Genomic DNA, 25,371 nt, shown 5'->3' on the forward strand with positions numbered 1-25,371 from the left:
TGCTTCTTAGCGTTGAACGCATGAGTGCAACCCCTGAGAACGAGAAGCAAATTTCCACGACCGTGCTGGTGATCGGCACGGGCGGCTCCGGCCTGCGGGCGGCCATCGAGCTGGCCGAGATGGGCGTGGACGTGCTCGCCGTCGGCAAGCGCCCGCGCAACGACGCACACACCTCCCTCGCCGCCGGCGGAATCAACGCCGCCCTCGGCACCATGGACGAGGAGGACTCCTGGCAGCAGCACGCCGCCGACACCATCACCGAGAGCTACAACCTCGCCAACCCGCACACCGTCGAGATCGTCGCCCGCGGCGCCGAGCAGGGCATCCGTGACCTGGAGCGCTACGGCATGAACTTCGCGCGCGAAGACGACGGGCGCATCTCGCAGCGCTTCTTCGGCGCCCACACCTTCCGGCGCACAGCGTTCGCCGGCGACTACACCGGCCTCGAGATCCAGCGCACCCTCGTGCGCCGCGCCGAGCAGCTGAACGTGCCGATCCTCGACTCCGTCTACATCACCCGCCTGCTGGTGCGTGACAACCAGGTCTTCGGCGCCTACGGCTTCGACATCAACACCGGCACCCGCTACCTGATCCATGCGGATGCCGTCATCCTCGCCGCCGGCGGCCACAACCGCATCTGGCGGCGCACCTCTTCCCGCCGCGACGAGAACACGGGCGACTCGTTCCGCCTCGCCGTCGACGCCGGAGCGCGCCTCCGCGACCCCGAGCTGGTGCAGTTCCACCCGTCCGGCATCATCGAGCCGGAGAGCGCGGCGGGCACGCTCATCTCCGAGGCCGCACGCGGCGAGGGCGGCATCCTGCGCAACGCCCTCGGCGAGCGCTTCATGGCCAACTACGACGCCGAGCGGATGGAACTCTCCACCCGCGACCGGGTGGCCCTGGCCGCCTACACCGAGATCAAGGAGGGGCGCGGCACCGACAACGGCGGTGTCTGGCTGGACGTCTCTGAGCTGCCCCGGTCGGTGATCATGGAGCGGCTCCCCCGCGTCTACCAGACCATGATGGAGCTGCAGATGCTCGACATCACCGAGCAGCCGATCGAGATCGCGCCCACCGCGCACTACTCAATGGGCGGCGTCTGGGTGCGGCCGGAGGATCACAGCACCGATGTTGACGGCCTGTATGCGATCGGAGAGGCCTCCAGCGGTCTGCACGGCGCGAACCGGCTGGGCGGGAACTCGCTCATCGAGCTGCTCGTGTTCGGTCGCATCGTCGCCCGGGCCGCCGCTGCCTATTCGGCAGGGCTCGAGTCGCAGCCGCGCTCGGCCGCGGCGCTGGCCGGCGCCCGGGCCGAGATCACCGATCTGCTCGCCGCCGACGGCCACGAAAACGTGCGGGCACTGCAGCGCGCCATCCGCAATATGATGACCGAGCACGCCGGCGTCGTGCGCGACGAGGCCGGCCTGAAGCAGGGCCTCACCACCCTCGACGAGATCGAGGCGCGCATGGCCGGCATCGGCATCCACCCCGACATCGCCGGCTACCAGGACCTGGCGCACGCCTTCGACCTCAAGGCCTCGGCGCTGGCCGCCCGCGCCACGCTGGAGGCGGCGTTGGAGCGCCGGGAGACCCGCGGATGCCACAACCGCAGCGACTACCCGCAGACCGACCCCGCGCTGCAGGTCAATCTGGTCTGGTCACCGACCGCCGGCGTGGTGCGCGAGGAGATCCCGCCGGTGCCGGAGGAGATCGCCGCGCTGTTCAAGGAGGTCTCGACCGCCGGCAAGCTCGTCGAGTAGCTCGCAGCCGCAAGCGGGCGGAGATTCTCCTCCATTTACCTCCGCCCCTTGCGCGCGCGGCGGCGCGGAACAAGGCTGAGTCCTGGTTTCACACCGCACAATCTGGAGGAGAAAGACGATGCCGTTTATCACCACCTCGGACGGGGCCGAGATCTACTACACCGATCAGGGCGCAGGGCAACCGGTCATTCTCAGCCACGGCTGGCCGCTCAACTCCGACGCCTGGCAGCTCGAGTTGAAGATGCTCGCCGACGCCGGCTTCCGCGCGATCGCCCACGACCGGCGCGGGCACGGCCGTTCCTCCCAGCCATGGCAGGGCAACGACATGGACACCTACGCCCGCGACCTCGCCGAACTCGTCGAGGCCCTCGACCTGCACGACCTCATCCTGATCGGCCACTCGACGGGAGGCGGCGAGGTGGTGCGCTACGCCGCCAGGCACGGCGGCGGCCGGGTGTCCAAGATCGTCACCGCCGGCGCCGTGCCGCCGATCATGGTCAAGTCCGAGCGCAATCCAGACGGCACGCCGATCGAGGCCTTCGACGGCATCCGCGCCGGGGTGCTGGCTGATCGCTCACAGTTCTATCAAGACCTCTCGAGCGCGTTCTTCGGGGCCAACCGTGACGGCGCGCAGGTGTCGCAGGGCGCCCGGGACGACTTCTGGCGCCAGGGCATGCTGGTGGGTCTGAAAGCAGCGCACGACTGCGTCAAGGCGTTCTCGGAGACCGACTTCACCGAGGATCTGATGGCGCTCGACGTTCCGATCTTCATCGCGCACGGTGACGACGACCAGATCGTGCCGATCTCGGATGCCGCCCAGAAGTCGATCGCGCTGGTCAAGCACGGCACGCTCAAGGTGTACCCCGGGGCGCCGCACGGCATCGCCGGCGCCTACCAGGAAGAACTCGGCCGGGACATCCTGGAGTTCATCAGCGCCTGATGCGTCACCGACGCAGGACCGGCAACGGGGGAGCTCCATGGACGACGTGATCATCGTCGGTGCAGGCCCCACCGGCGTGATGCTGGCCAGCGAGCTGAAACTGCAGGGCGTTGACGCCATCGTCCTGGAGCGGGACTCCGAGCCGAGCAAGGTCGCCCGGGCGCTCGGCCTGCACGTGCGCAGCGTCGAAATCCTGGACCAGCGCGGCCTGTTGGAGCGGTTGCTGCCGCTCGGCCAGCAATACCCGCTGGGCGGTTTCTTCGCCGGCATCCCGAAACCGACCCCCGACGGCTTGGACACCGCACACCCCTACGTGCTCGGCATCCCGCAGACAATGACCGAGAGGGTGCTGCTGGAGCACGCCGCCGAGCTCGGCGTGCAGATCAGACGCGGCGGCACCCTGGTCGGGCTGAGCCAGGACTCCGGCGGTGTCACCGCGGACCTCGCCGACGGCACCCGGCTGCGCGCCGGCTACCTGATCGGCTGCGACGGCGGCCGCAGCCTGGTGCGCAAGCTGGCGGGTATCGACTTCCCCGGGGAGCCGGCCGGGCACGAAACGCTGCTGGGCGAGGTGGAGCTGACCGTCTCTGACGCGGAGCTGGGCGAGATCGTCACCGAGGTGCGCAAGACGTACAAGGATTTCGGCGCCGTGCCGCTGGGCAATGGGTTGTATCGCGTGATTGCGCCCGCCGACGGGGTGGCAGAGGACCGCGGCACTCCCCCGACGTTGGAGGAACTGAGCCGGCAGCTACGGAAGTTCGCCGGCACCGACTTTGGCGCGCACTCGCCGCGCTGGCTCTCCCGCTTCGGCGACGCCACCCGGTTGGCCGAGCGCTACCGGGACAACCGGGTGTTCCTGGCCGGCGACGCGGCACACATCCACCCACCCTACGGCGGCCAGGGCCTCAACGTCGGCCTCCAGGACGCGTTCAACCTCGGTTGGAAGCTGGCCGCTGCCGTCAACGGCTGGGCGCCGGATGGGCTGCTCGACGGCTACGAGCGCGAACGGCATCCGGTGGCCGCCGAGGTGCTCGACAACACCCGCGTGCTGGGCGTGTTGATGTCGCCGGAACCGGGGCCGCAAGCGGTGCGCCGCCTGCTCACCGAGCTGATGGACTTCGAGGACGTCAACCGGCTGCTGATCGGCAAGATCAGCGGCATCGACATCCGCTACGACGTCGGCGCCGGCCACCCGTTGCTCGGCCGGAGGCTGCGCGACATTCCGTTGCAGCGCGGACGCCTCTACGAGCAGATGCATGACGGCCACGGCATCCTGCTCGACCAGACCGGCAGGCTCACCGTCGACGGCTGGGCGGATCGGGTGCAGCACATCGTCGACACGAGCGAGCAGCTCGACGTGCCCGCGGCGCTGTTGCGGCCCGACGGCCACGTGGTGTGGGTCGGCGACGATCAAACCACGCTGACCGCACCCTTGACGCGGTGGTTCGGCGCGCACTCTTGACCTCGCGCGTTCGCGCTGGGTACCGTGCCGAGTGGAGTGCCGCCCGGCGCTGCGCCCGGCACCGCCCCAAGGAGTACCAACGATGTCCTTCCAGGCCTACCTCGACACCATCGAGAAGAAGACCGGGCTCACGCCCCGCCAACTCGTCGACCTCGCCCACGAGCGCGGCTTCGACGCGAACACGAAGGCGGCGCCCATCCTGGCCTGGCTCGCCGAGGACTACGAGCTCGGTCGCGGGCATGGCATGGCGCTCGTGCACGTCATCACCAAGGGCGACCGCATCGACACCAAACACGTCGGCACGGAGGGCTCGCACAGCGACCCGTCCGAGCACCTCTGGCTCGACGGCATCGCCACCAAACCGGCGGGCTACTAGACCGCGTCGCTGGCCTCGGGCAGGTGCGCCCGCGCGCCGCTGCGATCAAACAGGCTGAGTATCTCGGCCGGTGCCGTGCCGGTGGCGCCGAACCAATGGGGCACCCGGGTGTCAAAATCCGCGACCTCGCCCGCGCCGAGCACGAGGTCCCGGTCGCCGACGATGAGCCGAACGCTGCCGGAGAGCACGTACAGCCACTCCGAACCGTCGTGCCTCTGCAACTCGACCGGCACGGGCTCGACCGGCAGCACCATCTTCCACGCCTGCACCGCGCCAGGGTTTCGCGTCAGGGGGATGACGACACGGCCGTTGCGCTGCAGCGGTCGCAGCCTCACCCGCGGGTCGCCGAACTCCGGCGCCCCCACGAGGTCATCCAGGCTGAGCCCGTAGGCCCGCGCCAGCGGGAAGAGCAATTCGAGGCTGGCCCGCCGCTGGCCGCTTTCGAGGCGTGAGATAGTGCTCGCCGAGGTGCCGGCCCGCTCCGCCACCTCCTGCAAGGTGAACCCGCGCTGTGTGCGGATGCGGTTCAGCCGAGGTCCGATCCCGGCCAGGGCGTTCGCGATGTCGCTGTGCTCGCTCATCTGCCCACCCGATCATGACTTTGCGGAAACCGCAAGAACAATTGCGGTTCCTGCCCGTGGCTGCGAGCGTTGGACCATGAACAACTCGAACTTCGATGTGGCCATCATCGGCGGTGGTGCGGCCGGGCTCAGCGCTGCGTTGATCCTCGGTCGCTCCCTGCGGAGCGTTGTGGTCATCGACGCCGGCGCACCCCGCAACGCCCCGGCCGACCACATGCACGGCTTCCTCTCCCGCGATGGCCTGCCACCCGCCGAGCTGCTGCGGATCGGCCGCGATGAGGTGCGCCGCTACGGCGTACACCTCATCTCGGGGTTCGTGGCACAGGCGACGGGCGACCTCTCGACGGGCTTCCGCCTGACGACCTCCAGCGGGGAGACGCTCACGGCGCGGCGCGTCATTGTCGCCAGCGGTGTCGTCGACGAGCTCCCGCCGATCGTCGGGTTCCGCGAGGCCTGGGGCAGTTCCCTACTGCACTGCCCGTACTGCCACGGATTCGAGGTGCGCGAGCGACCGCTCGCCGTCTACGGCGGCGTACCGGGCGCGGCCGCCCAGGCGTTGCTCGTGCGGCAGCTCTCCGACGATGTGGTCTACCTGCCCGACGGCGCCCCGCTGGCCCCCGCCGACGAGGAGAAGCTCCGTGCCCGCGGCATCCGGATTCACACCGGGCAGGTCGCCGCGCTCGAACTCGTCGGTGACGCCCTCGCTGGGGTCCGAATGGGCGATGGCGAACTGGTGCCGGTCTCGGCCGCCTTCATCAAGCCCGCCTCTCGGCCGAATTCCGGCCTCCTTGCCGCGCTGGGGTGCACCCTCGACCACGCGGGGTTCCCCACACACGACGGGCGCGGTCAGACGGATACCGCCGGCGTATGGGTCGTCGGCAACCTGGTCGACCCGCGGGCCCAGGTCGTCACCGCCGCGGGGCAGGCCAACGCCACGGCGATGGACGTCAACGCGGACCTGGTCGACGACGACGTGCGGCGGGCGCTTCGCGGCTAGCCGGGCGCGGGGTGCCCACCTCCTGTCGGCAGGATGGGGCATCCGCTCCCGTGCGCACCGACCCGGGTGCACCTGTCGCCGTAAGCTGAATCCAGATGCGACGAACGGGAGGCTGCCATGGCCGAAACGACTGTGCTCGAAACGACCGTGCTTGAAAACTCCGTGGCCGAGGTCATGGCCGAGTTGGCCGCGCTTGAGGACCCCAAGTCGCGGGCTGTGAACGAGCGGCACGGCGATGACCACGGAGTGAATCTCAGCAAGCTGCGCGCCGTCGCCAAGCGCCTGAAGACGCAACAGGAGCTCGCGCTCGATCTGTGGGCGACGGATGACACCGCCGCTCAGCTCGTCGCCATCCTCATCTGCCGGCCGAAATCGTTTGAAGCGGCCGAGCTCGACGTGCTGCTGCGGGAGGCCCGTTCGCCCAAGGTGATCGACTGGCTGACCAACTATGTGGTGAAGAAGACTCCCCACGTCGAGGAGCTGCGCCTGGCCTGGCTGAACGACGATGCCGAGGTCGTCGCGGCCGCTGGATGGGCACTGACCGCCGACCGCATCGCGAAGACGCCCGAGGGTATCGATCTGCCCGGCCTGCTCGACATCATCGAGGCCGAGATGAAAGAGGCTCCCGGCCGCCTGCAGTGGGAGATGAACCACTGCCTGGCCCAGATCGGCATCTCGCACCCCGCGCTGCGCGCCCGTGCCCTGGCCATCGGCGAGCGCTTGGAGGTGCTGAAGGACTACCCGACCCCGCCGAACTGCACCTCACCGTACGCGCCCATCTGGATCAACGAGATCGTGAGCCGGCAGGACTCGACGGCGTAACCAACCCTCGGGTCGCGCACTCTAGTTCAGGGCGGGCGCCTTGGTAAGCCCGGTCTTGCTTGGCACCCTGCCGCGGCGAAGTGGTACTTGCGGACTACCCGCGACCGGCGCGGATGGGCACTCGGGAGGACGCGTCAGAGAGGCGCCCTCTTCTAGCGTGAGAACGCTTGAAGATTGCCGATCGAAGGATTCCCCCTATGTCGCTGCTCACCCGCCTGAGCCTTGCCAACCGCGCCATCGTCGCGCTGCTGAGCCTGCTCGTCGTCGCCATCGGCCTGTGGGCGACCGGTTCGATGAAGCAGGAACTGCTGCCGGCCATCGAACAGCCCACCGCTGTCGTCGTTGTGGCGAAGCCGGGTGCGTCGTCGGCCACCCTCGACCGCCAGGTCGTCGTGCCCCTCTCCCAGGCGCTCTCCTCCGTCGCTGGGGTCGACGAGGTGCGCTCCAACACGTCCAGCGGCTCGGCCGAGCTGAGCGTCACGTGGGGCTTCGGCGCCGACGGCGACAAGATCCTCGCCGACGTGAGGGCCGCCACGGCGAGCACCCTGGCCGCGGCCCCTGACGGCATCGTGTCGAACATCTTCGCGGGCAGCACGAGCGACATCCCCGTTCTCGCCCTCGCCTTGACGAGCGATGGTGACTCGGATGCCCTGGCCGAGCGTGTCGACGCCGTGCTGCTGCCCGTCATCAACAACGTGCCCGGCGTGCGCGATGTGCAGTTGGCCGGCCGGATGCAGCAGCGCGTCCTGGTCACCGCGAACCCGGCGGCCCTCGCTGAGCACTCCATCGACCAGGCCATGATCGGTGCGCTCCTGCGCACCGCAGGCACCATCGTCCCGGCGGGCACGAGCGTCGAGGGTGAGCAGTCCCTCGCGATCGAGGTCGGTCAGGAGAACACGACTCTCGCCGACATCGCGGCGCTCCCCCTGCCCACGCTGACCGGACCGGTGGCACTGTCGACCGTCGCGTCGGTCGAGCTCGTGCCTGTCGAGCAGACCTCGCTCTCCCGCGCCGATGGGCGCCCGTCAATCGGGCTGACGATCACCAAGGTGCCCGACGCAAACGCCGTACAGGTCTCCCACGCGGTCTCGGATGCCGTCCAGGCGACTCTGGCCCAGCTGGGCTCCGGCGCGGCGATGCACACCATCTTCGACCAGTCGACGATGGTCGAGCAGTCGATCCACGACCTCTCGGTGGAGGGCGGGCTCGGCCTGCTGTTCGCCGTGCTCATCATCCTGATTTTCCTGCTCTCCCCGCGTGCGACCCTCATCACGGCGATCTCGATCCCCATGTCGCTTCTGATGGCCGTCATCGCACTGCGGCTCGGCGGCTTCTCGCTCAACATCTTCACGCTCGCCGCGCTGACCGTGGCCGTCGGGCGCGTGGTCGATGACTCGATCGTGGTGATCGAGAACATCACCAGGCGCCGCGGTTCCGGCGGGCTCACCGTCGAGGGCGTCCGCGCCTCCGTTGCCCAGGTTGCCGGGGCCGTCACGGCCTCGACCCTGACCACCGTCGCCGTCTTCCTGCCCGTCGCGTTCGTCGGCGGTGTCTCCGGCGAGCTGTTCCGCCCCTTCGCGGTGACCGTCTCCGTCGCCCTGCTCGCCTCGCTCGTGGTCTCGCTGACCATCGTGCCGGTGCTCGCCTACTGGTTCATGCGCAAACCGTCCCGGTCGGCCAGAGCGGGCCAGCCCGAGACATCCGAGGCCGAGCAGGCCGAGCGCACCACCCGGATGCAGCGCGCCTACCTGCCCGCCCTGGCGTTCGCGCTGCGCCGACCGGTCGCGATGGTGCTCATCTCTGTCGTGGTGTTCGCCGGCACCCTGCTAGCCGCCGGGTTCCTCAAGACCGACATGCTCGGCAGCTTCGCCGACGCCCGCGCCGTGCAGGTGCAGCAGACCATGCCCATGAGCTCGACACTGGAGTCGGCGGACGCCGTGGCGGTCACGCTCGAGAAGGCCGTCGCCGGTGTCGACGACGTCGCGTCGTACCAGACCACGGTCGGAGCGCACGGAGCGCCCGTGCGCCTCGACCTGGTGATCGCGGCGGGCGCCGACCCGGATGCCGCCCTCGCCGGCATCCGCGATTCGGTCGCGTCCCTCACCCGCAGCGCCGACATCACGGTGTCGACGCAGGCCACGCAGACGACCAGCTCGAGCATCGACGTGATCGTGAAGAGCAGCGACGAGGCCGCGCTGGGCGCCGCCACGGAGGCGATCTCCGCGAAGCTGAGCGCGCTGGACGAGATCACAACCGTCACCAACGACCTCGCCGCCGCGCAGCCGGTGCTCAAGGTCTCGGTGGACCAGACGGCAGCCGCGGCCCAGGGCCTCAGCGTCGTCGAGGTCGGTGCCGCCATCGCCGCCGCGATCGAGGGCGAGCGCCTCGGCTCGGTGAGTGTCGACGGCGCAACGCACGACCTCGTTCTGCGCTCGCAGACCACGACGAGCGACCCGGCTGCCATCGGCGCGTTGCCGCTGCCCGTCACCGCACTGCAGCAGCAGCGCACCCAGAAGAGCGCCGTGGACGCGCTCACCGCCGAGCAGCAGCAGATCGCCGACGAGGTGCGCGCCGACGCGGAGCGTTCCGCCGACAAGCAGGTGGCGCAGCTCGTCGAGGCGCGCGAGCAGTCCACCCGCGATGTGGCGGCACTGCAGGCCCAACTGGCCGCACTGGTCGCCAACCCGCCTCCCGCCGACCCGAGCCCCGTGACGGGAGGGGTGCTCGGCGCACTCGAGCACCAGAAGCTGGTGTCGCAGCTCAGCGCGGCCGTCGAGGGGGCGAGCGCCGGCCTGGCCACGCTCGACGAACAGATCTCTGCGGCACGCACCGCCATCGCCGACGGCGCGGCGCAGCAGGCAGAGGCCGAACGCCTGGCCCAGGCGCAGCGCGACCTGGAGCACCTGCGGGCCGCCCCCGTGCATGTGAGCGACCTCGCGACCATCGCCGTCGTCGACGCACCGGCCACGATCACCCGTATCGACGGCGTCCGCGCCATCACCGTGTCGGCGACGCCGGCTGGCGGCGACCTCGGGGCCGCGGCGCTGGCCGTCGACACCACGGTGGCCGGGCTCGCCCTGCCGGACGGCGTGAGCCTGGACCAGGGCGGGGCCGCTGAGGAGCAGACCGAGTCGTTCGCGCAGCTCGGACTGGCGATGCTCATCGCCATCGCGCTGGTGTACATCGTGCTCGTCGCCACCTTCCGCTCACTCGTGCAGCCACTTCTGCTGCTCGTCTCGGTGCCGCTCGCGGCGACCGGCGCAATCCTCGGGCTGCTCGTCACCGACACCCCGCTCGGCATCCCGGCGATGATCGGCATGCTCATGCTGATCGGCATCGTCGTGACCAACGCAATCGTGCTGATCGACCTCATCAACGAGTACCGGCGCCACGGCTCCGGCATCGACGAGGCCGTGACCCACGGGGCCCGGCTCCGCCTGCGCCCGATCATCATGACCGCCTGCGCCACGATCTTCGCCCTGCTGCCGATGGCGTTCGGGCTGACGGGAGGCGGCGCCTTCATCTCGAAGTCGCTCGCGATCGTCGTGATCGGCGGACTCCTCTCCTCCACCGTGCTCACGCTGCTGCTCGTTCCGGCGCTCTACGTGCTGCACGAGCGCCGCATCGAGCGCCGCGCGGCGAAGCGGTCGGCCCGGGCCGACGCGGCACAAGACGCTGACGCGGCAGGCGACGCCAACGCGGCCGACCTGTTCGAGGAGGCCCTGGAGGAACTCGAGGAGGACTCCGCGGAGGGCGCCGGGGCGGCGCGTGGGAGACTGGCACGGTGATCGAGACAATGCCACGCAGCATCGGGGTGGCAGCCCGTTTCGGCCAACGCCACCCGCGCCTGATCGATGCGCTCGTCGCCCTCAGCTGGGTGCTCATGACCACCCCGACGCTGCTGCTCACTGCATCGTCGCCCCGCTTCGGCTGGGCGGCCGGGCTCGCCTTCGGCGCCGTCGTGCTCGTGGTCGCCGCCTGCCTCTTCGCCTTTCGACGCCGCCGCCCGCTGTTCGCGTTCTGGGTCACCTTCGTTGTCACGCTGCCGCTGGTGATTGTCGGCCCCGATCTGCTCAACCTCGGCGCCGCGTACTGCGTCTTCGCGATCGCCGTGTACGACTCGGTGCGCAGGGCGTGGCTGGCCGCGTCGGCATCCGCCGCGATCACGGTCGTCGTCAGCCTGAGCTACCTGTGGATCGATCCCCCGGTGTCGATCCCGAACACCGGCGGCACGCGCATCGGTGATGTCATCGCCTACGCCGTGACCGGCCTGCTGGTCTTGCTCGTGGCGCTGCTCTGGGGCCAGAACACGGGCAACCGGCGCCGCTACATCGAGGGGCTGCTCGAGCACGCCCGCCATCTGGAGCGCGAGCGCGATCAGCAGGCACAACTCGCCGCTCTCGCCGAGCGGTCCCGCATCGCCCGAGACGTGCACGACATCGTCTCGCACTCACTCTCGGTGATCGTGCGGCTGGCCGACGGGGCGAACGCCGTGTTCGACAATGAGCCAGCGCGCGCCAAAGAGGCGATCGGACAGCTGGGCGCCGTCGCCCGCTCCTCGCTCACCGAGATGCGCCGGGTCATCGGCGTGCTGGAATCAACGCCCGGCGCAGCCTCACCGCAGGCCGGCACCGGGTTCGACGACCTGCCCAGGCTGGTCGAGGTTTACCGGGGCATCGGCCTGCCGGTCCAGCTCACCGTGATCGGCGACGCCCCACCGCAGCCCGGCGTGCAGGTGGCCGTGTTCCGTGTGGTGCAGGAGGCGTTGACCAACGCGCTGCGCCACGCCTCGACTCCGACGGTCGTGCAGGTTCTCGTGCGGACGGGTGACGACGTCAGCGTCACCGTGCTGAACGACGGCGCGCCGGCGCAGGGCGCGGCAGACGACCACGTGGGCCGCGGCCTGGTCGGAATGCGCGAGCGGGCGGCGCTCTACGGCGGCACGCTCGAGGCGGGGCTGGACGGCGACGGTCACTGGACCGTGAAACTGATTCTCCCGGGGGCAGGCCAATGACCGACATCCGAGTATTGATCGCGGACGACCAGGCACTCATCCGCACCGGGCTGGCCATGGTGTTGGGCGCCGCGCCCGGCATCGAGGTGGTCGGTGAGGCCTCCGACGGCATCGAGGCGGTCGCTCTCGCCGCCGTGCTGTCCCCCGACATCGTGCTGATGGACGTGCAGATGCCGCGCATGGACGGTTTGGAGGCGACCAGGGCGATCACCGCGGCCAGTGGTGGTAGCCGGGTGATCATCCTCACCACCTTCGACATCGACGCCTACGCGTTCGGCGGGCTGGAGGCCGGCGCGAGCGGGTTCCTGCTGAAGGACTCCGAGAGCGACGACATCCTCGCGGCCGTGCGCGCCGTCGCCGCCGGCGACGCCGTGCTGGCACCCCGGGTCACCTCCGAGCTGCTCCGCCGCTACGGCGAGCTGAAACAGGTGCCGGATGTCGCGGCCGAGGCGCGGCGGGATTCCGAGCGGCGCGCGGCGCTCGAACGCCTGCAGGCGCTCACCGACCGCGAGCGCGAGGTGTTCGACGCACTCGTGCTCGGGCTCTCGAACGCCGAGATCGCCCAACAGCTGTGGCTCTCCGAATCCACCGTGAAGACCCATGTTGGCCGCATCCTGCAGAAACTCGGCATGCGCGACCGCGTGCAGGCCGTCGTCTTCGCCTTCCGCAGCGGCGTCATCTAACCCCCGCACTTCTCCCTCCCTGCCGGTGAGCCCACGAGGCCCCCACCGGTGCCTTTTCCCACCCAAAAATTGGAAGAAAATGAAGAAAATCATCAAAGTCCCTCTCATCACGATCGGTGCGATCGTCGGCGTCGTCGCGCTCACACTGGCCACGACAACCATCGTGAACGCCGTCGCGACGAGCAACGAGGCGCAGAACCTGCCCCGCTACGGCCAGCTCGTGCCCGTCGACGGCAAACAGATGAACGTGCTGATCAGCGGTGAGGGCGAGGAGACGATCGTGCTGCTGCCCGGCTTCGGCACGGCGGCCCCCGCTCTGGACTTCCAGCCCCTGATCACCGAGCTCGAGTCGAGCTATCGTGTGGTCGCGGTCGAGCCGTTCGGCTACGGCCTGAGCGACCAGACCGAGAAGGCCCGCACCACCGAGAACATCGTGAGCGAGGTGCACGAGGCGCTGCAGACGCTCGACATCGACCGATACACCCTGATGGGCCACTCCATCGCTGGCATCTACGGCATCGCCTACGCGAACACCTACCGCGATGAGGTCACCGCGTTCGTGGGGATCGACAGCAGCGTTCCCGAGCAGCCGGGCATGGACGAAGAGCTCCCCCTCAACACGATCAATGCCCTCCAGACGCTCGGACTCCTGCGCGTGCTGAACTCGCTCAACGACCCCTACGACGGCCTTCCCTTTGACGAGGAGACCAAGGGGCAGATGTTGGTCCTCTCCTCCCAGAACTCGCTCTCCCCCACATACCTGAGCGAGGCGGAGCACATCGGATCCAACTTCGGCGCCGCCCTCGGCACCACATTCCCGCATGACCTGCCTGTGCTGCTCTTCGCGCAGGCCGACAGCCCCGACATTCCCACGTGGGCCGAACTGCACGAGAAGCAGGCGGCGAGCGTCGACAACGGCGAGGTCATCTTCCTCGACGGCGGGCACTACCTGCACCACACGCTGTCGAAAGAGATCGCCAGGGACACGGCGCGGTTCCTGTCTGAGCTGCCCGATGCTCCCGCTGGCGCGTCGGCATCCGGCATCGACGTCGCCGAGTACGCAGCGACCCCGGCAGCCACCCCGTAAACCTCGCGCGCCGCGTTCCGCGTGCCCGCGGCCTCCCCCGGCGGCGGGCACGTGGCTTTCTCGGCGCCAAGCCATGCCGGGCATCACCGGGTCCGGGGCGACCAGCCTGACCGTGCGTGGGCGCCCGACGCCCGCCCCAGGTGGTCAGCCGAGGGGAAGCTCGAGCTCATACCAGGTGCCCGGCTGACCGCCGAGACTCGCCGGCTCCGCGGGGCCTGCCGGAACGAAACCGGCGTTCGCCAGCACCTTCTGGGATGCGAGATTCCCGTCGGCGGTTACCGCCCGCAACGCACGGATGCCGTGTGAGGCCGCCGCCAGCAGGCAGATCTCGCGCACGGCTGCGCTGGCCACGCCGCGGCCGGCAGCGCGCTCGGCGACACGGTACCCCAGCTCTGCGCTGTCAGCATCGACGAAGACGAGGTTGAAGCGCCCCAGGATCGTGCCGTCATCCGCGATCAGCACGTAGTAGGCGCCGACACCGGCAGCGTGCTCCGCCAGCAACGCGTCGTGCCTGTCGGCGAACGCATCGAAGTAGGCCTCCCCGCGGTCCGGCACCGATGCGGCGAAGTAGGAGCGGTTCTCCCGTTCGAAGGCGAGGATTTCCGAGGCGTGATCTGCGCGCAACGGCTGCATGGTGGGCATGATCCGATGCTACCCAGCTGAGGGCCACTGCTCGTCGGTCAGCTGGCGCGCAGCCCCAGCCGGTACCACTGTGGGGAGGTGCGGTCCATCGGCCACCCCAGGCCGGCCGTCGGCGCCGGCCAGGCCGCCAGCATCTCCCACCCGGGGAGGGCGTCCTCTATCTCGTCGCGTGAAACCCCCTCGATCATCGACCGGAACCGCGTCCATCCGAAGGCGAACATGAGCAGCGTCGCGCCCGGGTTCGCGAGCGCTGTGACGCTGCACCCCATGGCCTCGCGCTGCTCGGCGCCCAACCCCTGGAAGCAGCCGATGTCGACGAACAGGTCGAATCTGCCGAGGCCCGCCTCCTCAAGTTCTGTGACATCACCGATGACGTAGCGGATGCCGGCATCGCCACGTCGCTGCGCACCGGCGATCGCCTCGGGCGCGGCGTCGACGCCCACGGCATCCCAGCCCAGCCGTGCCAGCTCAGGCGTGTACGTTCCGCGGCCGCAGCCCAGGTCAAGGGCCCGGCCCGGAGGCTCGGCGCGACCCTCCAGCTCCTGCTGGAAGACCTCGGCAACCGCCGTGCCCGACACCTGCGCGTACCGTTCCCAGGGGGTGACACGTCGCCCATAACGGCGGTACGCCGAGGAATAGTTCACCATGCTCTTCGCCCCTCCACCCGGGAGTTTCTGTTGCTGCACGCACTGGGACCAGTATCGAACGGCGATCGCACCCCCGCCAGCGCAGCACGGCGAGGTTCAGTGCTGACCCTGACATCTCCCGTGCCCCAACGCGCGGCAGCGCGAACGCGTCCCCGACCTCTGCAGATTCGCTCGCTGACTACACTGGTCCGATGCTCTCCGCGGCCGACGCCCTCCCCCATCGCCCCCGCCGAGTCGCCGTGGCAGGGGTCTCCGGCACGGGAAAGACGACGCTCGCCGCGCGCATCGCCGTCGTCACCGGCGGCACGCACACCGAGATCGACGCCCTCTTCCACGGCCCCGACTGGGTGCCCCGGCCCGAGTTCCTTGACGACGTCCTCACCTTCACGGCGACGGAGTCCTGGACGACCGAGTGGCAGTACGACGCCGCCCGCCCGATCCTGAGCGAGCGCGCCGACCTGCTCGTCTGGCTCGACCTCCCGTTCGCACGGGTGACGCTTCCCCGTGTCGTGCGCCGCACGATCACGCGACGGGCACGGCGCGAACCGCTGTGGAACGGCAACGTCGAACCGCCGCTGTGGACGATCTTCACCGATCCGGAGCACATCATCCGCTGGGCGATCTCGACCAGGCGAAGATATCGCCAGAGCATTCCCGAACTCGAGGGCTTGCACCCGCAGCTGGTGATCGTGCGGCTGCGCTCGCAACGCGAAGCCGAGCACTGGCTGGCGACGATTCTGCCGGATGCCGTCCATGCCGGGGACGGGCGGCCGGCGCCCGCGCCCCGCTGAGCGCTCTTAGCTGACGCCTGCTGCCTTGCGGACGTACTCGGTGATCGTCTTCTCCGTCTTCGGCGTCAGCGCGAGCACGGCAAAAGAGGTGACCCAGAGATCTCCGTCATCGAGTTGAGCCGACTCCTCGAAGCCGAGGGTCGCGTAGCGGCTGGTGAACTTTGAGGCCGGCTTGAAGAACACGACGACCTTGCCGTCCGCGTCGGCGTACGACGGGAAGCCGTACCAGGTCTTCGGGAACAGGTGTGGCGCGACCTCGGTGACGATCCGGTCGATCCCCTCGGCGAGGGCGCGGTCCTCGTTCGGCAGTGCCGCGATCGCCTCGCGGATGGCCTGCTCCCCCGCGGCGCGCGTCTTGCCTGCCTTCGCCTCCGCGCGCAGCTCTGCGGCGCGGTTCTTGACGGCCTCGCGCTCGTCAGCGGAGAGTCCTGCGGTTTTCTCAGCCATGTGATGCTCCTTCTGCGATGAGTTCTGTTCGGTAGCCGTTGCGGCCTAGGAACACGTTACGGCTCGCTACCCGGGCGCGCTTCTCGAATCCTGCCCGATTCCAGCGGCGTGTTCGATTGCGCGTTAGAAAGGTGCGTCGTCGGGGTAGAGGATCCAGCGGCGGAGCGCGGCGCTCGGATGCCGTTGCGTCGGGTCCAGCAGCGGCGGCGTGCGATCGACCGTGTCGGTGAGAACTCGGCCAGGCACGCATCCAGCACCGGGTCGAACCCTGCCGGTGAGGGCGGCGCCTGGGCGGCCGCACCTCAGCGGCCGCGGCCACCCGAGAACAACGCGTGCAGCAGCGGCAGGAGAGACACGATCATCAGCACCGTGCCGAGCACCACATCGTCCGCGCGCAGCACTGCACCGGTGATGAGCAGCGAGCCGAACAGGATCGCAGACAGCACGCGCCGCGCGGTGCGCTCCAGCCGGGCCACCCGCCGTTCAAGGCGCGGGTTCTGCACGGCGACCGAGCCGTCCTCGATCCGGGTGATGAGCCCGTCCACGCGTTTCGGCAGGCGCCAGGCCACACCCGCGACGTCGAGCGCCTGCTGCGCGAAGTCCTTCACCACGTTGCCGCGCTCGTCCCGTAACAGCTGAGCCGCGTAGGGCTCGATCGAGTCCCACAGGTTGAAGTCGGGGTCCAGGGCGCTGCAGACCCCGGAGGTCAGCGACATCGCCCGGATGATGAGCAGGAAGTGTTCCGGCAGTTGGAACGGCAGCGAGCGCACCACATCCCCGAACTGCACGGCGAAGTCGCGGAACTCCCGCGGGTCCACCTCGCGCAGCTCGGCGAAGCCCATGCCGCCGAACCGGGCGAAGAGCTGGATCATGGCGTGCTCCAGCTCGGACGTCTCGACGGACGGCACCAGCACCCCCACGTCGCGGATCGCCTCCACCAGGCCCTTTCCGTCGCGGGAGGCGGCCGCCACGAGCAGCTTCCGCAGGCCGCGGCGCGTTCCCGCCGAGACCTCCCCCATCATGCCGAAGTCGATGAAGGTCAGCTTCCACGGCCGCCCGCCGGCCCCGTCGAGCGCCGGGGTGACGAAGATATTGCCCGGGTGCGGGTCGGCGTGGAAGAAGCCGTTGGTGAACAGCTGGTCGAACATGACCGCCGCGAACACCGGGGCCACCTCGGCCGGGTCGATGCCGGCCGCGCGCAGCGCCTCGGCATCCGTGATCTTGATCGCCGTGACGTCTTCCAGAGTCAGCACGCGGCGGGTCGTGCGCTCCCACACCACGGCGGGCACAGCCACCCGGTCGTCGCCCGCGAAGTCCGCGGCGAAACGCTCGGCGCTGGTGGCCTCGTGCAGGTAGTCGATCTCCTCGAGGCTCGTCGCCGCGAATTCCTCGACCAGTGCGGGCATGTCGACCCGGTCAGACACCAGCCGCACCCGGCTGAGCCAGCCGCCCACCTTGCGCAGCGCCGCCAGGTCGACGTCGACGATCTGGTCGATCCCCGGCCGCTGTACCTTGATCACGACGCGGTCGAGGCCCGTCTCGGCGGCATCGAGCTCGGCGAGCCGGGCCCGGTGGGCTTGGCCGAGGGATGCCGCCGCCACCGGCACCTCGTCGATCGACGTGAATGCCCGCTCCAATTGCACGCCCAGCTCCGCCTCGGCGAGCGCGCGGATCGCCGGGAAGGCCACAGGGGGCACCTCGTCCTGCAACCCCTCCAGCTCGCTCGTGATCTCGGGCGGCAGCACGTCCAACCGTGACGACATGAACTGGCCGACCTTGATCATCAGGCCGCCGAGTTCCACCGCGAGCACATGGAAGCGTTGCGCAAACCGCGTCATCCGCTTCGCCCGCGTGCGCTCGGCGATGCGGGCGAGCCCGATGCGCGGCAGCAGCAGCTCGTACCACCACGTCACCGAGAGGTTCCAGCCGGCGAAACGCAGGATGCGGCGGTAGCGGGCACGGGTGTCCCCGGCGCCGGGCACTGGTCCGCCCCCGCCGTGCCGATCCGACGCCACCCTCGTCAGTCCTGCGCGAGGATCGAGTAGAGCCGGCGGCGGGCCTCGACGAGCACGGTGACCGCCTGCTGCACCTGCTCCGGAGTGCCGGTGCGGCCCACTTGGGCTGCTGCCTGGGCGAGTTCGACACCCGCCTTGGGCAGGGCGCCGAACCCGGGGGCGTCCGTCGACCCCGTCGCGCCCCACGGCGCAGATGCCCCAGCGGCGTCGGCCTCGGCCCGCCCCGCCTCGGTGAGTGCGTAGATCTTGCGGCCGTTCGCCTCCTCCGCGGCGATGAGCCCCTCATCCGAGAGCAGCTGCAGCGTCGGGTACACAGAGCCGGCGCTGGGCTTCCAGCTGCCGCCGCTGCGATCCTCGACCTCACGGATGATCTGGTAGCCGTGCATGGGCTGCTCGGCGAGCAGCGCCAATACCGCCGCCCGCACGTCTCCGCGCCCCACACGTGAGCCGGCGCGCTTCTCGAACGTCGAGCGCAATTGCTCCATCACCTGCCAGATACCGTCGCCGGGATTGCCGCCGCCGAATCCGCCGGCCGGGAATGATCCACCCATGATGACCTCCTCCGTGAAACGTGAACGATACTCAACGATATGTCTCGATTCGGCTGAGCGATAGGGCTGTCAGGGTCTTCTAAACACTCTCCGTCATCACCCCGTTCCCGCGGTAAATTCGATGGGGTTGCGCGAACCGCATGTCACGGCTCCCGCCGCACACTTGAGCATGACCACGCCGCACACCCGAGCATGACCACGCAGCACACTTGAGCATGACCACGCCGCACACCCGAGCATGACCACGACGACAGGACCCACACCATGACGGAACGACTCGACACGATCGTGCTCGGCGGCGGCGCGATGGGATCGGCGACGGCCTGGGCGCTCGCCCAGCGCGGCCGCGCCGTGACCCTGCTCGAGCGTTTCGATCCCGGGCACCACTTCGGCGCATCGCACGGGGCCACTCGCAACTTCAGCCTCGGCTACGCGAACACCACCTACCTCGACATGCTCACCGAGGCGCTCCCGCTCTGGGACGAGATCGAACAGCAGAGTGGCGAGAAGCTCTTCGCCCACACCGGCGTCGTGAACCACGGCCCCGACCGGAGCTACCCCGGCGTGCACGCGGCACTCAGCGCGGCCGGGCTCGAGTCGGAGTTCCTGCCGCTGGAGGAGGCGCACGAGCGGTGGGGCGGCATCCGTTTCGACAGCCAGGTGCTGTACACACCGCAAGGCGGCCAGCTCAACGCGGATGCCACGCTCCCCGCGCTGCAGCGGCTCGCGGCCGAGCGGGGCGCGATCGTGCGCCACCGCAGCCGGGTGCTGTCGATCCGCGTGCTGGGCGATGACGATGTCGTCGTGGAGGTGCAGACGGCCGACGGCATCGAGGTGCTGCACGCGCGCACCCTCGTCGTCACCGCGGGCGCCTGGACAAGCAAACTGCTCGACGGCGTCATTGGCCTGCCGCGTCTCAGCGTCACCCAGGAGCAGCCGGCCCACTTCGCAGTGGCCGACACCGAGGCGGTCTGGCCCGGCTTCAACCACCGCTTCACGCCCGGCGACCCCGGTTACGACTACTGGTGCTCTGCGATCTACGGCATGCTCACCCCCGGCGAGGGCGTGAAGGCCGGCTGGCACGCCGTCGGGCCGCTGACCGACCCGGATGCCCGGACGTTCACGCCGGAACCCGGCCAACTCGCCGCCCTGCAGCGCTACGCGCGGGACTGGCTGCCCGGCGTCGACGCCGACTCGCTCGTCGACGTCAGCTGCACCTACACGCTGACCGCCGACGAGAACTTCGTGCTCGACCGGATCGGGCCCATCGTCGTCGGGGCGGGCTTCTCTGGCCACGGCTTCAAGTTCGTGCCGGTTGTCGGGCGCATCCTGGCCGATCTGGTGACGGGCGATGGCGCGGCGCCCGCCCTGTTCGCGGCGAACCGCACGACGGCGGGCTCGCTCTTCAAGATCACGGGTTAGCCGGCCCGAACGCGCGGGAGGGCGGTGCTCTCCCGCCCCTGCAGCCCCCGCCGTCAGAGTCCGAGCTGGTCCAGGCGCGACTCGAAACGGAGCTGGGTGTCTTCAGGCTCGTCGTCGCGCGCGTCCGACCAGATCGCATCGAGCTCGCGCTGAACCTCCGGCGGCAGCGCGGCGTACTTCGAATCCCAGTTCTCGATCGGGCTCCAGTAGCAGACCACCTTGAACTGCGCGGCGGGCAAGCCCAGCTCTTTGCGCAGGTATTTGCGCACGTCGCGGAGCGCCACGGTCTCCCCGGCGACCCAGACGTACCCCTCGTCCAGCGGGAGCCGCTCGTCGACGATGCTGCGCACGATGCGGCCCAGCGTGCTCGGCCCGGTGCCGTTGCCGCCGAGCACCCACGTGATCTCGACGCCCTCGCCGCTGGCGATGGCAATCCGGTCGCTCTCGTCGGTGATCTCGACAACGATGCGCGTGCGGATGCCCTCGGCCACCCGTGTTGCGATGCGCGCGACAGCGGGGAGCCCGGTGAGATCGGTCACGAGCACCTGCCAGCTGGTCTGCGGCGGGGGCGCGTACAGCCCGGTCGGCGAGTTCAGGCCGATCACGTGCCCCGGCTCAGCGGCCGCCGCCCACGGGCCGGCGATACCGGCGCTGTGGAGCACGAAGTCGATGTCGACTTCGCCCACGTCTGGGCGCACCCCGCTGATCGTGTAGGTGCGCATCGGGGCTGTTGGCGCTCCCTCCGGCGATGCCCACCAGTCCCCGTCCGGCACCGGCAGTGAGACATCCGTCGGGTCGTCGCCGTGCGGGAAGAACACCCGCACGTACTCGTCGCCGATGCCGGTGCTGAGGAAGTCGGTGACGCCGGCCCCGCCGAGTGTCACCCGACGGAGCACGGGAGTGAGCGGGATCGTCCTGCAGACGATGCCACGGTGGATTTTCATGGGGTCCTCTCTTGGGAGTGCTGGCCGGGGTCGGCCTGCTCGCTTTGTCTCGCTTGTTCTGTGCCCAGCTGGGCCGCCCACAAGCGCTGGTACTGGCCGCCACGCGCGACGAGCTCGGTGTGGGTGCCGCATTGAATCAGCTCTCCGTCGTCGAAGACGGCGATCTGATCTGCGGTGGATGCCTGATGAAGTCGGTGCGCAATCACGACGGCGGTTCGACCCTGCCGCAGCGCCACGATCGCGTCTTCGACCGCCTCCCGGTGGTGCAGCCCGACGTCGGCTGTCGCTTCGTCCAGAATCACGACGGCAGGGTCGGCCAGCAACGCTCTGGCGACGGCCAGCTGCTGGATCCGCCCCTCGTCCAGCGGCGTGGCTGTTCCCTGTGCGCCGATCAGCGCGAGAGACGGCACCGCCCAGCCGGCGCCGACCGACAGGAGCGCCGCCACAATCTGCTCATCGCTCGCGTCGGGCACCGCCAATCGCATGTTGTCGGCGACACCGCCCCTGAACTGGTGTAGCTCCTGCGAGATGTAATAGGGCGGCGTGCGCGGGTGGTCGAGGCGCAGGCTGCCGGACGACGGCGCGTAGTGCCCCGCGATGAGCCGCGCCAACGTGCTCTTGCCCGAGCCCGATGCTCCCACGCACGCCAGGGTGGTCTGCGGCTCCACGCGCAGCGTGACCGCGCTGATCCCGCGGCCGGTCGTTGGATAGCTGAAGCTGACCTCGCGGAGCTCGATCCCGCTCTGCTCCGCGGGCACGCCCACGGGCTCCTCCGAGTCCGTCGGGGGCGGGGCGAGCGAGATGACGCCCACCAGGCGCGCGAGCCCGATGGTCGCGCGTTGGATGTCGTCGAGGCCGAAGATCAGCTGACCGACCGGGTCGAAGAGGCGGTGGAAGACCAGGGCGGCCGTGGTGACCATGCCGACGCTGATGGCATCGCTCGCGAGCAGGACGAACCCGGTCGAGAGGATCGCGGCGAGGCCGACTGCCTCGCCCCCATTGATCCAGCGGAAGAGTCGATTGCTGACGCGAACGCCCTCGATCTGCACCCGAATCGATTCCTCGGCACGGCTCTGAACCCGTGCGAGCGCCTGGTCTTGCTCGTTGAGCGCCGTCAGGGTCTCCCTGCCCTCGACCGCTTCGAGAACCGCCTGGCTCCGCGCCGCCTCCCGGGCGCGCACCTCCCGGAACACGATCCGCGAACGCCGCAGAAATGCCCGGCTGCCGATGATGTAGAAGGGGGCGCAGGCGATCCCGGCGAGCGCAAGCCAGGGGTTGAGCGCGGTGAGCGCCAGCACCGAGACCACGATCGCGAAGGTGGCCGACAGGAACGTCGGCACGACGCTTCCGCCCGCCTCGGCCACGGCGTCCACGTCGCCGGTGACGCGGGAGAGCAGGTCGGCGCTCTCGCCGTCATCGACGGTGCCGACGGGCAGGCGCATGGCGGAGGCGAACACGTCTTGGCGCAGGCTGGCGAGGGCGTCTTGCACCACCCCCGTCAAAATGCGCGCACCCCACATCGACACCAGCGCGGCGCCGAGGGCACCGAGTGCAGCACCGGCGACCCAGGCCGCAGCCGCCAGCGGCCCGGCGTCGGACGTGACGGCATCGACGATCCGGCCGAGGCACGCGGGCAGCGCGAGTCCCAGGGCGGATGCCACGAAGAACAGTGCGGCGACGGCCGCCGTTCTGCGTCGATGCAGGCGCAGCAGCTGGCCAACGACCGCACGCACCTCTCTGCCCGTCGCGATCGGGAGGAGCGGGTGTGCCGAGGTCTCAGCCATGCCCGAACCTCGATTCGGGGGCGGAAAGTTCGATGACTCGGTCGCAGGCCGCGAGGAGCACCGGCGAGGAGCTGATCACGACGGTCGTCGCGTCCCGTCGCGCCAGAGCAAGCGCGATCTGGGTCTCGGTGATGGTGTCGACCGCCGACGTCGGCTCGTCCAGAACCAGAATCTCCGCGCCGGAGTGCAATCCTCGCGCGAGGGCGATCCGTTGCCGCTGCCCTCCGGAGAGCCGCCTGCCCGCCTCGCCGAGTTGGGCGTCCCACCCGCCGAGCTCGGCGATCGCGTCGTGCAGGGCCGCGATCTCGACAAGCCCGCACTGCGGGTCGGTGCTCGGCTCCTGGCCACACACCGCTTCGCGGAGTGTGCCGCTCATGATGGTGTGACGGTGGGGCAGCGCCACCACGCGTCGTCTGTACTCCACCGGGTCGAGATCGCTCTGATCGCGATGCGCCCCATCGATACGCACGCTCACCATGCCGCGTTCGGAGGGTGCCCGCATCCCCAGAAACCTCGACAGCGCTCGCGCCGCGGCGCTGTCCGCTGGCTGGATGCCGAGCATCTCGCCGCGCCGAACCTCGACGTCACCGGCACCGGCGCGGAAGGCGAGGACGACGTCGTGGGAGCGAGCCACTGTTTCGCCGCTGCCGGGTGCGGCCAGAAGATCGTCGGCGTTGATCACCTGCGCGAGCCGCCGGGCGGAGGCCAACTTGTGAGCCCAGTTCGACGGGAAGGAGCCAGCATAGGCGAGGGATCCGCTCATGAACTGGGCCAGCCCCAGCACCGTGATGAGCTCGCCGACGCTGATCTGGCCCTCCAGCGCGAACCACGCCGCGAGCGCTGCGAGCCCGCTCGTGGTGAGCGCGGCCAGCATGGCGCTCACGGCCTCGTAGCCGGCCAGGGATCGCCCTGCGGCGGAGGCCGCGATTCGCGACCGGTCGCTGGCGGCGACGTAGCGGCGAACGGCCTCTCCCCGCGCTCCCATGCCGACGAGCACGCGGTATCCGCTCATGAAGTCGGCGGCGACAGCGCCCGCCTCCGTCGCCGCGGCCTGCTCGGCGAGGCCGCGACGCTCCAACGGCCGCGAGACGGCGTGCATGACGACCATCATCGTGATCGCGGAGGCGAACACGACGAGTGTGGCGGTCGGCGAGATCACCAGCATCGCCAGAGCCGCACCGGCGAGCCCCGCCAGCGTGGCGCACTGCTGCGCAATCGACCAGGCGATCCCGGCAACCCGCGAGGTGTCGGAGGTGGCATGGATGAGCGCCTCACCCGGCGAGAGCACCTGCGCAGAGAGCCGAGGGCGCAGGATGCGGGAGAGCACGAGTTGGCGCACAGCCTGTTCGCCGCGGCCGTAGACCGACACCATCAGCCGAGACGCCGCCTGGTAGCTGGTCGTCAGAATGAGGAAGACCCCGATCAGGGCGCCGAGCCAGAGGCCGAGCGCCCCCGGATCCGCGGGCAGCAGTGCGCGATCGATCGTGGCCCCGATCAGCACAGGGACAGCGGCCTCCGCGAGGGCGTGCAGCACGAGCAGGCCGGTCGCTGCGGCCAGGGCGGGGCCACGGTTCCCGGCGAACAGCGCGATCGAGAACAGCTGGCGCGGCGCGACGGTCACGAGCTCCGCCGGCCGAGCGGCAGCACCAGCGGCGTGCCGGTGACAGGGTCGGTGATCACTCGGCAGGGCAGGTCGTAGACGGCCTCGACGAGCTCGGCCGTGATGATCTCGCGCGGGTGCCCCTGTGCGACGATCACGCCATCGCGCATTGCAACGAGATGGCTGGCGTAGCGGGCAGCATGGTTCAGATCGTGCAACACCGCGACGAGGGTGGTGCCCCCGCGATTCAGATCGGCAAAGAGTTCGAGCAGGTCGATCTGGTGGGCGATGTCGAGGAACGTCGTCGGCTCATCGAGCAGGAGGTGCTCGGTCTGCTGCGCAAGCGCCATCGCCACCCAGACCCGTTGTCGCTGGCCGCCGGAGAGCTCGTCGACGAGGCGCCGGGACAATTCGGTGATGCCCGTCGCCGCCATGGCGTCCAGCACGCTGCGCTCGTCGCTGCGGCTCCAGGTGCGCATCGCGCTCTGGTGCGGAAAGCGGCCACGACCGACGAGCTCAGCGACAGTGATTCCGTCCGGGGCGATCGAGGACTGCGGAAGCAGCCCCAGCCTCCGTGCGAGCTCCTTCGGTTTGAGGGAGCGCAGCTCGTCTCCGTCAAGGATGACGGTGCCGGTGCTCGGGCGTAGGAGACGCGCGAAGCCGCGCAGCAACGTCGACTTGCCGCAGGCATTGGGCCCGATGATGATCGTGAAGGATTTGTCGGGCACCTCCAGTGTCAGGTCCGAGATGATGCGGGTGTCTCCGTAACCCAAGGTCACGTCGCGAGCGAGAAGCGAAGCGGTCAT

The 25,371-nt window shown here is 69.8% G+C and carries 23 protein-coding genes; 12 read left to right on the forward strand and 11 right to left on the reverse strand.

Annotated features, from left to right (window positions below; all coding sequences use genetic code 11):
- Positions 1-20 precede the first annotated feature (20 nt).
- The 4 genes from AWU67_RS08045 to AWU67_RS08060 all read left to right on the forward strand — a co-directional run bounded on the left by AWU67_RS08045 (position 21) and on the right by AWU67_RS08060 (position 4,538).
- Positions 21-1,760, forward strand: a complete 1,740-nt coding sequence (locus AWU67_RS08045) for an L-aspartate oxidase (RefSeq protein WP_067227690.1) — start codon at positions 21-23, stop codon at positions 1,758-1,760.
- Positions 1,761-1,878: 118 nt separating this feature from the next.
- The gene (locus AWU67_RS08050; protein WP_067227693.1) at positions 1,879-2,700 is read left to right on the forward strand and encodes an alpha/beta fold hydrolase; all 822 of its coding nucleotides are present in this window, start codon (positions 1,879-1,881) and stop codon (positions 2,698-2,700) included.
- Positions 2,701-2,737: 37 nt separating this feature from the next.
- Positions 2,738-4,162 (forward strand): rifampin monooxygenase, encoded by a 1,425-nt coding sequence (gene rox / locus AWU67_RS08055; protein ID WP_067227696.1) that lies wholly within the window; start codon positions 2,738-2,740, stop codon positions 4,160-4,162.
- An 82-nt stretch (positions 4,163-4,244) separates the two neighbouring features.
- Complete coding sequence (locus tag AWU67_RS08060) at positions 4,245-4,538, forward strand: DUF4287 domain-containing protein (RefSeq protein ID WP_067227698.1); 294 nt, start codon at positions 4,245-4,247, stop codon at positions 4,536-4,538.
- Here AWU67_RS08060 and AWU67_RS08065 read toward each other — a convergent pair.
- Positions 4,535-5,119, reverse strand: a complete 585-nt coding sequence (locus AWU67_RS08065) for a helix-turn-helix domain-containing protein (RefSeq protein WP_067227701.1) — start codon at positions 5,117-5,119, stop codon at positions 4,535-4,537. The genes AWU67_RS08060 and AWU67_RS08065 overlap by 4 nt on opposite strands.
- A gap of 76 nt (positions 5,120-5,195) precedes the next feature.
- On the opposite strand from AWU67_RS08065, the gene AWU67_RS08070 reads away from it, so the two are divergent.
- From AWU67_RS08070 to AWU67_RS08095, 6 genes are all read left to right on the forward strand, one after another.
- Positions 5,196-6,116: an NAD(P)/FAD-dependent oxidoreductase gene (locus AWU67_RS08070; RefSeq protein ID WP_067227703.1), complete on the forward strand. Its 921-nt coding sequence runs from the start codon at positions 5,196-5,198 to the stop codon at positions 6,114-6,116.
- 117 nt (positions 6,117-6,233) lie between these two features.
- Positions 6,234-6,938 carry a DNA alkylation repair protein gene (locus tag AWU67_RS08075; RefSeq protein WP_067227706.1) on the forward strand — a complete coding sequence of 235 codons (705 nt, stop codon included), beginning with the start codon at positions 6,234-6,236 and terminating at the stop codon, positions 6,936-6,938.
- A gap of 197 nt (positions 6,939-7,135) precedes the next feature.
- Positions 7,136-10,726, forward strand: coding sequence for an efflux RND transporter permease subunit (locus AWU67_RS17720; protein WP_067227709.1), 3,591 nt, complete (start codon positions 7,136-7,138; stop codon positions 10,724-10,726).
- Positions 10,723-11,952 (forward strand): sensor histidine kinase, encoded by a 1,230-nt coding sequence (locus tag AWU67_RS08085; protein ID WP_067227713.1) that lies wholly within the window; start codon positions 10,723-10,725, stop codon positions 11,950-11,952. The genes AWU67_RS17720 and AWU67_RS08085 overlap by 4 nt, the downstream gene beginning before the upstream one ends.
- Positions 11,949-12,635 (forward strand): response regulator, encoded by a 687-nt coding sequence (locus AWU67_RS08090; protein WP_067227716.1) that lies wholly within the window; start codon positions 11,949-11,951, stop codon positions 12,633-12,635. The genes AWU67_RS08085 and AWU67_RS08090 overlap by 4 nt, the downstream gene beginning before the upstream one ends.
- A gap of 79 nt (positions 12,636-12,714) precedes the next feature.
- Positions 12,715-13,722: an alpha/beta fold hydrolase gene (locus AWU67_RS08095; RefSeq protein ID WP_082716851.1), complete on the forward strand. Its 1,008-nt coding sequence runs from the start codon at positions 12,715-12,717 to the stop codon at positions 13,720-13,722.
- A 144-nt stretch (positions 13,723-13,866) separates the two neighbouring features.
- Here the strand turns inward: AWU67_RS08095 and AWU67_RS08100 are convergent, their stop codons facing one another.
- Together AWU67_RS08100 and AWU67_RS08105 are read right to left on the reverse strand one after the other, a co-directional pair.
- Positions 13,867-14,364, reverse strand: coding sequence for a GNAT family N-acetyltransferase (locus AWU67_RS08100; protein WP_067227719.1), 498 nt, complete (start codon positions 14,362-14,364; stop codon positions 13,867-13,869).
- A gap of 38 nt (positions 14,365-14,402) precedes the next feature.
- Positions 14,403-15,011 (reverse strand): class I SAM-dependent methyltransferase, encoded by a 609-nt coding sequence (locus AWU67_RS08105; RefSeq protein WP_067227722.1) that lies wholly within the window; start codon positions 15,009-15,011, stop codon positions 14,403-14,405.
- 191 nt (positions 15,012-15,202) lie between these two features.
- Between AWU67_RS08105 and AWU67_RS08110 the strand changes: the two genes are divergently transcribed.
- A complete protein-coding gene (locus AWU67_RS08110; protein WP_067227725.1) occupies positions 15,203-15,802 on the forward strand; it encodes an AAA family ATPase in 600 nt (199 codons plus the stop codon).
- A 6-nt stretch (positions 15,803-15,808) separates the two neighbouring features.
- On the opposite strand, the gene AWU67_RS08115 is transcribed toward AWU67_RS08110, so the two are convergent.
- From AWU67_RS08115 to AWU67_RS08125, 4 genes are all read right to left on the reverse strand, one after another.
- Positions 15,809-16,249 carry a hypothetical protein gene (locus AWU67_RS08115; RefSeq protein ID WP_067227727.1) on the reverse strand — a complete coding sequence of 147 codons (441 nt, stop codon included), beginning with the start codon at positions 16,247-16,249 and terminating at the stop codon, positions 15,809-15,811.
- A gap of 123 nt (positions 16,250-16,372) precedes the next feature.
- Complete coding sequence (locus AWU67_RS17840) at positions 16,373-16,495, reverse strand: hypothetical protein (RefSeq protein ID WP_257720962.1); 123 nt, start codon at positions 16,493-16,495, stop codon at positions 16,373-16,375.
- A gap of 56 nt (positions 16,496-16,551) precedes the next feature.
- Positions 16,552-18,264, reverse strand: coding sequence for an ABC1 kinase family protein (locus AWU67_RS08120; RefSeq protein WP_067227730.1), 1,713 nt, complete (start codon positions 18,262-18,264; stop codon positions 16,552-16,554).
- 5 nt (positions 18,265-18,269) lie between these two features.
- Positions 18,270-18,815: a PadR family transcriptional regulator gene (locus AWU67_RS08125; RefSeq protein WP_067227732.1), complete on the reverse strand. Its 546-nt coding sequence runs from the start codon at positions 18,813-18,815 to the stop codon at positions 18,270-18,272.
- Between the two features lie 264 nt (positions 18,816-19,079).
- On the opposite strand from AWU67_RS08125, the gene AWU67_RS08130 reads away from it, so the two are divergent.
- Positions 19,080-20,237 (forward strand): FAD-dependent oxidoreductase, encoded by a 1,158-nt coding sequence (locus AWU67_RS08130; RefSeq protein WP_067227735.1) that lies wholly within the window; start codon positions 19,080-19,082, stop codon positions 20,235-20,237.
- Positions 20,238-20,290: 53 nt separating this feature from the next.
- Here AWU67_RS08130 and AWU67_RS08135 read toward each other — a convergent pair whose 3' ends face one another.
- Genes AWU67_RS08135 through AWU67_RS08150 form a run of 4 tightly spaced genes read right to left on the reverse strand, consistent with a single transcriptional unit; the run spans position 20,291 to position 25,371 of the window.
- On the reverse strand, positions 20,291-21,181 hold the full coding sequence (locus tag AWU67_RS08135) for a siderophore-interacting protein (RefSeq protein WP_067227737.1): 891 nt from the start codon (positions 21,179-21,181) through the stop codon (positions 20,291-20,293).
- Complete coding sequence (locus AWU67_RS08140) at positions 21,178-22,965, reverse strand: ABC transporter ATP-binding protein (RefSeq protein WP_067227741.1); 1,788 nt, start codon at positions 22,963-22,965, stop codon at positions 21,178-21,180. The genes AWU67_RS08135 and AWU67_RS08140 overlap by 4 nt, the downstream gene beginning before the upstream one ends.
- Positions 22,958-24,586 (reverse strand): ABC transporter transmembrane domain-containing protein, encoded by a 1,629-nt coding sequence (locus AWU67_RS08145; RefSeq protein WP_067227744.1) that lies wholly within the window; start codon positions 24,584-24,586, stop codon positions 22,958-22,960. Before AWU67_RS08145 ends, AWU67_RS08140 begins: the two co-directional genes overlap by 8 nt.
- A complete protein-coding gene (locus tag AWU67_RS08150) occupies positions 24,583-25,371 on the reverse strand; it encodes an ABC transporter ATP-binding protein (RefSeq protein ID WP_067227746.1) in 789 nt (262 codons plus the stop codon). The genes AWU67_RS08145 and AWU67_RS08150 overlap by 4 nt, the downstream gene beginning before the upstream one ends.

This window comes from Microterricola viridarii (genome assembly GCF_001542775.1).
Taxonomy (GTDB): Bacteria; Actinomycetota; Actinomycetes; order Actinomycetales; family Microbacteriaceae; genus Microterricola; species Microterricola viridarii_A.